General features: G+C 71.2%; 14 protein-coding genes. All 14 read left to right on the forward strand.

The window, feature by feature from the left end; all coding sequences use genetic code 11:
• The first annotated feature begins 102 nt into the window (after nucleotides 1-102).
• Nucleotides 103-1,377 (forward strand): DUF3631 domain-containing protein, encoded by a 1,275-nt coding sequence (locus ACWF94_RS20980; protein WP_453490329.1) that lies wholly within the window; start codon nucleotides 103-105, stop codon nucleotides 1,375-1,377.
• A 378-nt stretch (nucleotides 1,378-1,755) separates the two neighbouring features.
• The gene (locus ACWF94_RS20985; RefSeq protein WP_453490332.1) at nucleotides 1,756-2,478 is read left to right on the forward strand and encodes a DUF2637 domain-containing protein; all 723 of its coding nucleotides are present in this window, start codon (nucleotides 1,756-1,758) and stop codon (nucleotides 2,476-2,478) included.
• A gap of 150 nt (nucleotides 2,479-2,628) precedes the next feature.
• The gene (locus tag ACWF94_RS20990; RefSeq protein ID WP_453490335.1) at nucleotides 2,629-3,372 is read left to right on the forward strand and encodes a MobC family plasmid mobilization relaxosome protein; all 744 of its coding nucleotides are present in this window, start codon (nucleotides 2,629-2,631) and stop codon (nucleotides 3,370-3,372) included.
• Complete coding sequence (locus ACWF94_RS20995) at nucleotides 3,369-5,093, forward strand: relaxase/mobilization nuclease domain-containing protein (RefSeq protein WP_453490338.1); 1,725 nt, start codon at nucleotides 3,369-3,371, stop codon at nucleotides 5,091-5,093. Before ACWF94_RS20990 ends, ACWF94_RS20995 begins: the two co-directional genes overlap by 4 nt.
• Nucleotides 5,094-5,208: 115 nt before the next feature.
• Nucleotides 5,209-6,462, forward strand: coding sequence for a helix-turn-helix domain-containing protein (locus ACWF94_RS21000; RefSeq protein ID WP_453490341.1), 1,254 nt, complete (start codon nucleotides 5,209-5,211; stop codon nucleotides 6,460-6,462).
• A 39-nt stretch (nucleotides 6,463-6,501) separates the two neighbouring features.
• Nucleotides 6,502-7,140, forward strand: coding sequence for a hypothetical protein (locus tag ACWF94_RS21005; protein ID WP_453490344.1), 639 nt, complete (start codon nucleotides 6,502-6,504; stop codon nucleotides 7,138-7,140).
• A 528-nt stretch (nucleotides 7,141-7,668) separates the two neighbouring features.
• Nucleotides 7,669-8,082, forward strand: a complete 414-nt coding sequence (locus tag ACWF94_RS21010; protein WP_453490346.1) for a hypothetical protein — start codon at nucleotides 7,669-7,671, stop codon at nucleotides 8,080-8,082.
• A gap of 136 nt (nucleotides 8,083-8,218) precedes the next feature.
• Complete coding sequence (locus tag ACWF94_RS21015; RefSeq protein WP_453490348.1) at nucleotides 8,219-8,383, forward strand: hypothetical protein; 165 nt, start codon at nucleotides 8,219-8,221, stop codon at nucleotides 8,381-8,383.
• Nucleotides 8,380-8,580 carry a hypothetical protein gene (locus ACWF94_RS21020; protein ID WP_453490351.1) on the forward strand — a complete coding sequence of 67 codons (201 nt, stop codon included), beginning with the start codon at nucleotides 8,380-8,382 and terminating at the stop codon, nucleotides 8,578-8,580. Before ACWF94_RS21015 ends, ACWF94_RS21020 begins: the two co-directional genes overlap by 4 nt.
• On the forward strand, nucleotides 8,577-8,759 hold the full coding sequence (locus tag ACWF94_RS21025; protein WP_453490354.1) for a hypothetical protein: 183 nt from the start codon (nucleotides 8,577-8,579) through the stop codon (nucleotides 8,757-8,759). Before ACWF94_RS21020 ends, ACWF94_RS21025 begins: the two co-directional genes overlap by 4 nt.
• Before the next feature lie 345 nt (nucleotides 8,760-9,104).
• The gene (locus ACWF94_RS21030) at nucleotides 9,105-9,671 is read left to right on the forward strand and encodes a class I SAM-dependent methyltransferase (RefSeq protein WP_453490357.1); all 567 of its coding nucleotides are present in this window, start codon (nucleotides 9,105-9,107) and stop codon (nucleotides 9,669-9,671) included.
• Complete coding sequence (locus ACWF94_RS21035) at nucleotides 9,668-10,459, forward strand: Scr1 family TA system antitoxin-like transcriptional regulator (RefSeq protein WP_453490360.1); 792 nt, start codon at nucleotides 9,668-9,670, stop codon at nucleotides 10,457-10,459. Before ACWF94_RS21030 ends, ACWF94_RS21035 begins: the two co-directional genes overlap by 4 nt.
• A gap of 70 nt (nucleotides 10,460-10,529) precedes the next feature.
• Complete coding sequence (gene tgmA / locus ACWF94_RS21040) at nucleotides 10,530-10,781, forward strand: putative ATP-grasp-modified RiPP (RefSeq protein WP_453490363.1); 252 nt, start codon at nucleotides 10,530-10,532, stop codon at nucleotides 10,779-10,781.
• A partial coding sequence (locus ACWF94_RS21045) for an MvdC/MvdD family ATP grasp protein (RefSeq protein WP_453490366.1) occupies nucleotides 10,775-11,067 on the forward strand: 293 nt, incomplete at its 3' end. The genes tgmA and ACWF94_RS21045, both read left to right, overlap by 7 nt.

Consider the following 11,067-nt stretch of genomic DNA (forward strand, 5'->3'; position numbering starts at 1 on the left):
CGGTGCAACGCCGGAGGCCCCAGCACCCCCGAACGGTCCGTGCAGAACCAACCCGGCGGCAAGGGCGCGCGTGCCCGCCACCGTCAGACGAGGAGCCGCCCAGTGGAACACACCCCCACCGAGCCCTATTCCACCCCCGCCAAGCCGCCCTGGCCTCCGGTCGCTACCCCCGGCCGTCGCACCGCCCAAGCGTCCGCGCCGGTCGGCCGAGATGCGGCGGACCCTGCTCCGGCAGACGTGCCGTCCCACGAGACGGCGCCCGATCCGGAGCCGACCGCCGGGTCCGCCCCGCTGGACGAACTGCGTGTCCAGATCGCGAGGTTCGTGATCCTGCCCTCATCAGAGGCGCTGGACGCCGTGACGCTGTGGGTTGCGGCCTCGCATCTTCAGCCCGCGTGGCAGCACGCGCCGCGCCTCGCGGTCGTCGGCCCGGCGAAACGGTGCGGCAAGTCCCGGCTGCTGGATGTGCTGACCGAGACGGTCCACGAGCCGATGCTCACCATCAACACCACGCCTGCGGCGGTCTTCCGCTCGATCACCGAGGAGCCGCCCACCCTCCTGGTCGACGAGGCGGACACCATCTTCGGCACGCCGAAGCAGGCCGAGAAGAACGAGGAGATGCGCGGCCTGCTGAACGCCGGGCACCAGCGGAACCGTTACGTCACCCGGGTCGTCGGCAACGACCACACCCCGCACAAGTTCGCCACCTTCGCCATGGCCGCCATCGCAGGCATCGGTGACCTCCCCGACACGATCATGGACCGCGCCGTGGTGATCCGCATGCGCCGCCGGGCCGAGGGGGAGCAGGTCAAACCGTTCCGCTCCCGCCGAGACATCCCGGCCCTGCACGAACTGCGCGACCGGATCGCCGCCTGGGCCCGCCCACTGCTGGACGAAGCAGCCGACCTGGAACCGGAACTGCCGGTCGAGGACCGCGCCGCCGACACCTGGGAACCCCTGGTGATCATCGCCGACCTGGCGGGCGGATCCTGGCCCCGCCGAGCCCGGACCGCGTGCGCGCGGATGGTCACGGCTGAGGAGCGGGCGGAGGAGGAGAACCCCGGCGGGGCGAGGATTCTCGCCGACATCCGCCGCATCTTCCACGCCAAGGGCGACCCGGAGAGCCTCAGCACCGACGACCTCCTGTTCGCCCTCAACAGCGACACCGAGGCCCCCTGGGCGGAATGGGGCCGGCACGGGCTGACACCACGCGGGCTCGGCGCCATGCTCCGCGACTACACCATCGCCTCCGGGAACGTCCGCGTCGGCGACATCCAGCGCAAGGGCTACACCCGCAACAAGTTCGCCGATGCCTGGCGCCGCTACTGCCCCACCGTCCACCCGGTCGACACCGGACCCGTCACCGCCGAGGGCTGACCCGACCCCACCCTGGTTGCCGTCCGTGCCGTCCCTGCCGTGATCCCGCAGGTCAACAGGCATCCCGATGAGACGGCAACCAGGCTCAAGACGGAAACACGATCACCACCGGCCCGCCTCGGGCTGCGGAACCGCGTCCCGATCCGTCTTGTGCCGTCCCGACCGTCTCCGCCGTATCGCCGCAGGTCACAGCCCTGTGCTCCGGGACGGGAAACGGACCTCATCCGTCCTACGACCCGTCCCGCAGCGCAACGACACCACCGGGGACTCGTACCGCCCGGGTGCCGTACCGGCCCTGACCTGCGCCTGCAACGGCCAAGACGGCAAATACGGACCACACCAGCAGCCCCACGCACCACCCCCAGGAGCCTCGCCCTCATGGCCATATCTGCCATACCGTCCGCGCACTCCGTTGCCGGTCACCGCATGACCGGCTGGGACCGCACCGTGATCCTCGCCCTCGGCACCGCCGCCTGCGCCCTCTCGTACGACGCCCTCCAGCAGATGGCCGTCGCCATCCACGTCCGCGGACTCCTCACCTACCTGTTCCCGCTCGTCATCGACGGGTTCATCGCCTACGGCGTACGCGCCCTCCTCGTGCTGCGCACCGCCCCGTTCCGGGCCCGCCTCTACGTCTGGGCCCTGTTCGGCACCGCGACCTGCGCCAGCATCTGGGCCAACGCCCTCCACGCCGTACGCATCAACCAGCAGAACCCACCCGGCCCACTGCACCTGAGCGATCTCACCGTCGGGATCCTGTCCACCCTCGCCCCGCTCGCGCTCGCCGGGGCCGTCCACCTCCACATCCTCATCACCCGCGAAACCACCAACGCCGAGACACCTCAGTCGGGCCCGACGTCGGCTCCGGACCGACCCGCCAGTGAACAGGAAGCCGCCCGACGGGGTGGGCGACCTGCGGACGCCACCCTCGACGAACTCGTGGAGATCGGCCAGACCGCCGTCGCCAAGGACGGCCGGGTATCCCGCTCCGTCGTCCTCCGAGCGATCAGGGACAAGGGCCTCAAGGTCGGCGGCGAACGGCTGACCGAGGTCATGAGCATCCTGCGGACCGAATCCGAGACCGCCCCCGCCGATAGCTGACCCGCCCTCACCGGAACGAGCGGGGGTGATCGGAACTCTTCCGACCACCCCCGCCCCGACAGTTCCCCTGCGTCCACCCTTGCGGGCGGGGCCCGTGATCAAGCGCCCAAGAGCTCGTCCCGCCCCTCCCCGCCATCACCTCCGCTCTGGATGTCCACCGTGAAACACGACCCGCACCACTCGTACTCCATCGACGGCCGTGTCGCTCCCCCGACGAAGTCCCCCAAACTGCTGGACCGTCTGCGCCATGCACTCACCACCGTTGCCCCGGGCGGAGCCAGTAGTACCCCGAGTCCGACTCAAGGCCGGTCTTCGGGGATCTCCGCCCCAGGGGTGGCGGAGACGGCCCGACGCCAGGGGGCGCCGGACCGGGAGGTCGGAGCCGAGGGCGGCCCCGACCAGGACGAACTCCATACCGTCCAGCAGCAGATCCTCCACGCCACGCCCACCACCGAGCCGCCAACAGGCGAGCGAGATATGCAGAGCGTCCAGCCGGCGATCCGCCGTTTCACCGGCACCAAGCGGACCATACGCGTCGGACCGCTGCGGTTCACCGGCGACGAGCACGCCGACCTCCAGAAGGCTGCGGCCGAGCACGGCTACAAGGGGGGATCCGGCTTCGCCGCCGACATCGTCCTCGCCTTTATCACCGGTCGGTTCACCGCGAACCTGCCGCTGTCCGAGGACCGCCGCCGCACCCACATGTTCCGCGCCCAGGTGCTGCGCGAGCTCAACCGCATCGGCGTCAACGTCAACCAGATCGCCCGCGCCCTCAACAGCGACCTCACCCCACCCGACGTACGTCACCGTCTTGACGAGCTGCACCACCTGCTGGAGCTGATCGCCGAAGGCCTCCGCAAGCCCGCCGGTACCGGGACGGACCCTGCCGCGTGATCGCCGCCATCAAACCGGCCGGATCGAACACCCGCGGACTGCTCGCCTACCTCTACGGCCCCGGCCGTCATGACGAACACCTCGACCCGCACATCGTGGTCGCGTTCGCCACGCTCGGCATGCCCGACCCCGGCCGCGACGAGAACGCCACCCTCACCCAGCTCGCCCACCACCTCGACGCACCCGTCCACCTCCGCAACAGCGAGTTCGGCAGGAAGGTCACCGACCACGTCTGGCACTGCCCCGTCCGCGCAGCCCCCGAGGACCGGCACCTCTCCGACAGCGAATGGGGAGAGATCGCTCAACGCATCGTCGATGCCGCCGGCATCGCCCCCGCCGGAGACGACCTCGGCTGCCGCTGGGTCGCCGTCCGCCACGCCGACGACCACGTCCACATCCTCGCCACCACCGTCCGCGAAGACGGACGCCGCCCCAAGCTCCACGACAGCGGCATCCGCGTCGGCGACGAGTGCCGGAAGATCGAGAAAGAGTACGGCCTGCGGCAACTGAAGAGGGGCGACCGCACGAGCAGCCGCGCCCCCACCCAGGCCGAGATGCACAAGGCCGCCCGCCTCGGCTGGGACCAGACCAGCCGCCGCTGGCTCGAGGACCGCGTCCGCGCCGCCATCCCCCACGTCACCGACACCGAGGAACTCCTCGCCTACCTCACCGCCGACGGTGTCGCCGTCAAACCCCGCCGTGGCCCTTCCGGAGACCTCCTCGGCTACTCCCTCGGCCGACCCGACGACCTCAACAAGGACGGCGAACAGATCTTCCACCCCGGCGGGAAACTCGCCCCCGACCTCACCCTCCCCAAGCTCCGGGCCCGCCTCGAATCCAGCCGCCCCGAAGAACACCCAACCGCCCGCCGCACCCACCCCACCACTGCCTGGCACCGGGCCGTCGACGCACTCGACACCCTCCACACCGAGACCACCAGCGGCGATGCCCGCGCCCAGGCCCACACCACCGCCCTCGGCGAACTCATCGAAGCCACGGCTCAGAAAGCGCCCGCTGCCCTTCAAGCGGAGCTACGAGCCGCGTCCACGGCGTTCGCGCGCGCCCAACGTTCACAGATCCGGGCTGAACACCGCGCCGCCCTCACCCTGCGCACCGCCGCCCGCGACATCGCACACACCGCCACCAGCCCCGACGGCAGCACCCTCGCAGCCCTGGTCGCCGCACTCGTCTGGGCCGCGATCCTCGCGGCGCGCTGGCACGAAGCCCGAGGCCACGCCCACCAGGCGGACTCTGCCCACCGAGCCGTCCACCACCTCCAAACAGCGGCCGATCAGGCACTCGCACCCCAGATCACCGCCCTCGAACACCGCCAGCCCAGGGAATCCGTCGGCCGTGTCCTGGCCCGCGACGTCCACGCCGCCGTCCCCGACCACGCCCATCGCATCCTCAACGACCCCGCCTGGCCCGCCCTCGCCACCGTCCTCACCGACGCCGAATCCCAAGGCCACCACCCCCACCAACTCCTCAAAGAGGCCGCCGCGCAACGAGAACTGACCACGGCCCGCCAACCCGCCCGCGTCCTCATCACGCGCATCCGGCACACCAGCCGTAACCCGGTATCCAACCCACGAGCCGAAGCCGCCCGTCGACGCACCACCCTCACGACCGCTGCATTCAGGGCCACTCCGCAGAACAGTGGTCTGCCGCCGACAGCGGCAGCCCCGGGAGAGAGCCAGTCCCACCAGCGGCCTCACAGTTGAGACCGTCGCGCGGCCTGCGCCCTGATCGAGTGCAGACTGCACACGTTTACGCAACTCACGTGTCACGAGTACCGTTCGGTGGAGGCTCCATTCCACTGAACAGGACGTTGCGACTATGCCGTACGAACTGGAAGAGCAAGAGGCCATCGGTCGCCGGATCAAGCGTCGGCGGCTCGCCCTCGGGATGCCCCAGGCCGACCTCGGGGCCGCGGTCAACAAAACACAGGGCTGGGTATCCAAGGTCGAGAAGGGCCATATCGAGCTGGACCGGGCTGTGCTGATCAACACCATCGCCGCCGCGCTGCACTGCCACCCGAACGACCTGATCGACCGCCCGTACGTCGGCACCCGCCCCGAGGACCAGTGGCAGATGGCCGCCGCGTCCATTCTTCGAGAGCTGCGGCGCTACGACCTGACGCCGGTCTTCGACGGCCCCCCTCGCTCGTCCGGTGCCCTGTGGCAGGACTTGAAGCGGCTGCACCGGCTGCGGGACGCGGCGGCGAACGTGGCGATCCTGCGGAGCTTGCCCGACCTCCTGCGGGAGGCCCATGCCCTGGCCGAGGTGTCGACCGGCCATGAGCGGGAAGAAGCGTTCGGCATCTACGCGGTGTGCTGCAAATTCGCCCACACGGCCGCTCACGCCCTGGGGCATCCGGAGCTGGTGGCCACGGCGTGCGAGAGGGTGGCCTGGGCGTCCAGGCTTTCCGGTGACGCGGTGCTGCCCGCGGTGGCGGACTGGATGCGCGTGTGGGACATGTGGGCCACAGCGGACTGGGCGGACTCCATCGCACTCGCGGACAAGGCCCTGAACAGCATCGCGTCGGAGTACGAGCACGGCGAGGCCCTCGCGGTACGGGCCTGGGGCACCCTTCAGCTCCGGGCGGCGGTCTCCGCCGCCAGGGCGGGCAACGCGGCCGAGGCCGACCACCGGCTCGGGCTCGCCCGCGAAGCCACGACGCGTTCGGGCGACCCGGAGGGGGAGCCCGTCGAGGACCGGCATTCCCTGACCTTCTCGGCGGGCAATGTCACCATCCACGGCATCAGCATCGCGCTGGAGCTGAGCGACCAGGCGGCGGCTTTGCGGCTGAACGAGCAGGCCAGGCCCGAGGAGATCGCGGCTCTGCCCAAGTCCCGCCAGGGGCACCACCGCATGGACCTGGCGCGCGCCTGGCTCTGGGACGGCGACCGCCACAAGGCTCTGGGACAGCTCCGCCAGGCCGAGAAGCTGGCACCACAGTTGGTACGGAACCACCCCATCGCCAGGGCGACTCTCCGAAAGATCGTCTACGCCGAACGCGCGTCGACACGCGAGCAGTTGCGGGGGATGTCGAGTCGTTTTCACCTGGATGACCAGGGTCTATTCTCCTGATTCATATTCAGTGGTGACGGCGTCCTTACCGTCCGTGGCATGACGGAAGGACGACGTACCCCCCAGGAATCCCGACGTCGCCACCAATTGGCGGACGCCGACTCCGGTCACGGCTGGAAACCCCAGCGCGGAGACCTCGTGCACGACACCGGCAGGAACCGAACCGGTGTCGTGATCGCCCTGCCGGAGGACACGGGAACCACCACTTACCAGCTCAGCCCGGAGGGCGGCGGGAACGGCTGGACCGCCCCCGCATCCCGGTTGATGCCCCCCGCCGAGGCAGCGCCGCCACCCGATGGCACCCCAACCCCCGCGGTCGAAAAACCCACCCCGGCCGCCCTCTACATCTGTGCGGCACGCAGCCCGGACGCCCCCGGACTCGCCGAGGAACGAGCGATCGAAGAAGGCCAAGCCTTCGCCGAGCGCCACAACCTGCACATTCTGGCCGAGATCACCGACCGCTACGGCGAGCCGGACCCCGTGAAGCGCCCCGGATGGCTGCGGGTCCGCGCGCTGGCCGCGAGCAGCGGCATCCGCGTGGTGATCGTCCGCTGGCCCAGCACGATCAGCCAGGCCGCCGACCTCCGGCAGCGCGAGATCGCCTGGCACCAAGAGCAGGGTGTCCGCCTCCTGTTCTCCTGGGCCCCGCTGTCTGCCCGGGAAGCGGAGAAGCCGTGAGCGGCCGGCCCGCCGCCAGTGAACCGGGAGTCGCGCGGCCCTTGGCCTGCCTGGCCCTCCTCGGCCTGCTGCCCCCGGTCGTGATCCTCATCCCCCACGCCATCGAAACGATTCCCACTCGGGCTGTGGCCCACTCCCGTCCGGATCTGCCACCGTCGGCTGACGGGCCGCACACCTGTCGCTGCGGGCCTCGCCACTCCTTGTAGCCGCACCCTCGGTCTTCTGGACAGCCGATCCCCGGCGGGCGGTGCGGCGCCTCCACCCGCCGTTCGCCCGCCGGTCCCATCCCCACTCTCTCCCCGTCGAAAGGAGCTGGCTTCGCCGTGTCCTTAGACCTCGGTACGAAGCTGCGGGCGGTCTTGCGGCTGGCCGGATCACCGGACAACCACCATCGTGTGGCCGGACGAGACCTGCACAGCCTGTCGATCACTCCCGGGGCACTACAGGCCGCCCTCGCCGACGGCCACTCGGGTTCCGTGCACGTCACCGGCTCGCTGGACCGACGTCTGGTGCTCCTGAAGCGGGGCGGTGGTCTCTGGGGCCTCGGTAGCCTGTCCGGTCTGCCGCACCGGACCCGGGCCCTGGCCTGCCTGGCTGGACGGCCGCATCGCCTTCGAGGACGACGCCTCCTGGTTGTCGCCGGGTGTGGCCAGGTGCGCCACCCCGAATCATCCGTGGCTGTACTGGCTGGTGCCGCCCGGGACGAGTTCCTGGTGGGAGCCGCACCCGTACGCCGTGTGCGTGGGGGCGCCGCACACGATCATGCTGCCGCCGCTCGGCCGACGCGGGCCGGACGGCGGGGGCTCGTACTGGCTGCGGCCGTGGCAACAGACCGTGCTGGTAAGGCCGGTGACGCTCCGCCAAGCCCTCCTCGACATACACCGCTCCGGCCCGTCCCCTCACGCGGCGATGACCATGCCCGTGCTGGGGACGGCTTCCTGAAATCGGCGCCTGGCCGCAGACGGCGCTTCCTTCCTGCGGCCGGGCGCGTCCACCGCCCTCAGCCGGGCAGCCCCTGCCCACTTCGCTCCAGAAGACTGCCCGCCCGGCCCAGGGCCTCTCGTCCGAGGAACCGAATATGAACCAGCATCCGAACCGTGTCCGCTCCCTCGCCCCGACCGCCGTGGACGCTCCGGCGTCCGCCGTCCCGGTGGCCTGTTCCGGTCCGGGGTGGGGCTGGGCCTCGTGGGATCCGGCCGCCGCGATGGCCGCGCTTGCCGTGATGCTGGGGAGGTGGGCATGAGCCAGGCCCCGGACGGGGAGACCGTCCTGCGCGCCATGGCCAAGCGGGCGCTTGACCGCCACTGGAGCACGGCCGGACGCCTTCCCGAACGCCCGGCCGGCCCGGCGGACGCTCTGCCTGATCAGCTCGTGCTGCCCCGGGAGCTGGTGCGCGCCCTGGGCGTCGTATACCGCGGAGACGGGGAGGCGGAGACGTGACGGTCACCGGCTCCTGCCTCTTCCGCGCGGTGGCGGGCGCGCTCCGCCACCCGCTCCAGACGACCCGTGCCGGCCACCATCGAGCGCTGGACAACTGCGGCTTCGGGCTGTTCACCGTGGTGCTCGTCGGCGGATTCGTCTTCGGGGTCGTCGGCTGGCTCGCCGCCCTGCTCCTGTAGCCCCGCCCTTTCAGACCCGGTCATCCCGGTGCACCGACCCCCCGTCCTGTGCCCGGGACGACCTTCCCAGGGGGCTCCCCTGGCAGCCGTGCCGCCGCCCCGGGCACGGCTGCCGCAGTGGGAAGGGGAGCGGCGCCGATCCTTCCGCACACCGGAGGAGGAGCGGCGTCCCGGCCGCCGTCGCCGCGCACGGCGGCGGCCGGTCCCTCTCACCGACCGTTCTCACACGTGAAAGGCCCTGCTGTGAGTGTCACCGCCTTCCCGCCCGAAAACCGGCCCGCATGCCCTTGCCCTGCGGCCGACCACTCTGCTCTCCGGCCGGAGTTCTGGGACCTGTGGCACCAGATGAAGCGCCCGCGGATCGTGGGCCCTGCGGAGGACTCCGAGTTCCTCGCCCGGGTGGGCCCCGGATCGAACGCGGTCGCGGTCGACATCGGATGCGGTGACGGGGCATGGACGCGCCGGCTGGCGAGCTGGGGGTTCACCGTCACCGGCTACGACTACTCCCGGTCGGCGATCGGCCAGGCCCGCAGGATCATGACCGCGCCCCGGCCCCGGTACGAACTCTGTGACGTGGAATCGCTCCGGCTGGAGCCGGGGAGCGTGGACTTGATCAGCTGCCGGTACAGCGTGGAATACCTCCGCCCCGGCTTCCTCGACCATGCGGCGGGCTGGCTGCGGCCCGAGGGCGTGGTGTACGTGCTGGCGGCCGTTGACCGCGGCGGGCAGCGCAACGGCGGGCGGCGCTACGACCGCCCCGACCCCTACCGGCGGGAAATGACCGCGGACCAGTGGGCGGTCCTCGGCGACGGCTGGGCGTACTGCCAGCGCTACAGCCTCACACCCAGGACTGCCGCGCTCATCCTCCGCACCGGAATCCGCCATTCCAGGCTGGGGCGGAGGGCCTCATGACGACCATTCCCCCCGGCGCTTTGGTCGCCGGAACCTACCTGCGCCACCTGCGCCAGACCCGCCGGCTCACCCTCGACCACGTCGCCGGTCTTGCCCGGTGCTCCAGTCGGACCGTGAACCTGATCGAGACCGGGCGCACTGTCCCGGCCGTTGCCGTGCAGCGCCTCATCGCCGCCCACGACGTCGACCCGGAAGAGGCGCAGGCACTGCGGGCACTGTGGCGGTGGGCTATGCCCGGTCGCCGCCCCATGGATGACGCGCGCGGATGGCAGGCCAGGCTGGCCGCGTGCGAGGCAGCCGCCACCACCATCACCATCCACTCCGCGCAGAGCTGGCCGCCGATCCTCCACACCCCCGCAGCTACGGCGGCATGGTGGGACAAATGGGACCTGCTGTCTCAGAGCGACAAAGCGGCGGCCAGCACCCGGCCCCTGCCTCCGGGGCACGGCAAGACAGTGACCGTGTTCGCCTCGCAGTGGTGGGCGCTGAGACGCAGGGCCTCCCCCGAGTGGCGTGAGCAATCGGCCCATGTCATCGCGCTCGCCGAGCGAGGAGAGATCACCGTCCGCATCGTGCCGGACCACGCCTTCGTGCTGACTCAGGGGGTGCAGGCCGAGCTGTGGTTCGGTCCCGGCCGCGCACTGCATGTGGAGGAGTACGCGCACGCGGCCTACTACTCGACCGATCCGGCCCGGGGACGGCCCCTGGAACAGGCGCACAAGGGCGCCCTCTCGCCTGCGGAATCCCTCACCCGCCTCCAGGAAGCCCACGCAGGTGGCGGTGACTAGCCGGGACGAGGCCCGCGGCCCGCCCCGCCGTTCCCCTCCTACTCGTGACCCATCGTTCTGAGGAGATTCCATGACCACCACAGCCACACGCCCGTTCGCCCTGCGCTTGTTCACCGCCCCGTACCGGGCTGCCGTAGCCCCGTCCCTGAGCGGCGCGGTCTTCGACCGGGACCGTCAGGTGACCGTCGGCGCCGACGGCGCCCCTCTGGCCGCCCGGATGTTCGCCGACCCCTCCCGGACCTGCGGGGGCATGACCAGCGGCTCGGAGAAAGAGATCATGGACGTGGTCCCTGACAGCGGCTGGGCGGGCGACCTGTGCTGACACCCGATGCCGCCCCCGCCGAACACCTTCGCCCGGTCCTGGTGATCACCACCACCGCCGATCTGACAGCGGACCGGGTCGTCCTGGAGCTGGACCGCCTGGATGTGCCCGTGCTGCGGTTCGACCTGGCGGACTTCCCGGGCCGGGTCTCCCTGGACGCCACCGTCCGCGACGGCGGCGGGTGGACCGGCACCCTCAGCACCCGGGGCCGCACCGTCCTCCTGGAGCAGCTCGCCGCGATCCTGTGGTGGCACCCCGGCCGCCCCCGAATCGACACCGACCACCT

The organism is Streptomyces sp. NPDC055078 (assembly GCF_053607985.1).

What these genes read in the sequence shown, in the direction of transcription:
- ACWF94_RS20985 (WP_453490332.1), top strand. Translation starts at nt 1,756, where the DNA reads ATGGCCATATCTGCCATACCGTCCGCGCACTCCGTTGCCGGTCACCGC.
- ACWF94_RS20990 (WP_453490335.1), top strand. Translation starts at nt 2,629, where the DNA reads ATGTCCACCGTGAAACACGACCCGCACCACTCGTACTCCATCGACGGC.
- ACWF94_RS21030 (WP_453490357.1), top strand. Translation starts at nt 9,105, where the DNA reads ATGAAGCGCCCGCGGATCGTGGGCCCTGCGGAGGACTCCGAGTTCCTC.
- ACWF94_RS21005 (WP_453490344.1), top strand. Translation starts at nt 6,502, where the DNA reads ATGACGGAAGGACGACGTACCCCCCAGGAATCCCGACGTCGCCACCAA.
- tgmA (WP_453490363.1), top strand. Translation starts at nt 10,530, where the DNA reads ATGACCACCACAGCCACACGCCCGTTCGCCCTGCGCTTGTTCACCGCC.
- ACWF94_RS21015 (WP_453490348.1), top strand. Translation starts at nt 8,219, where the DNA reads ATGAACCAGCATCCGAACCGTGTCCGCTCCCTCGCCCCGACCGCCGTG.
- ACWF94_RS21020 (WP_453490351.1), top strand. Translation starts at nt 8,380, where the DNA reads ATGAGCCAGGCCCCGGACGGGGAGACCGTCCTGCGCGCCATGGCCAAG.
- ACWF94_RS21000 (WP_453490341.1), top strand. Translation starts at nt 5,209, where the DNA reads ATGCCGTACGAACTGGAAGAGCAAGAGGCCATCGGTCGCCGGATCAAG.
- ACWF94_RS21035 (WP_453490360.1), top strand. Translation starts at nt 9,668, where the DNA reads ATGACGACCATTCCCCCCGGCGCTTTGGTCGCCGGAACCTACCTGCGC.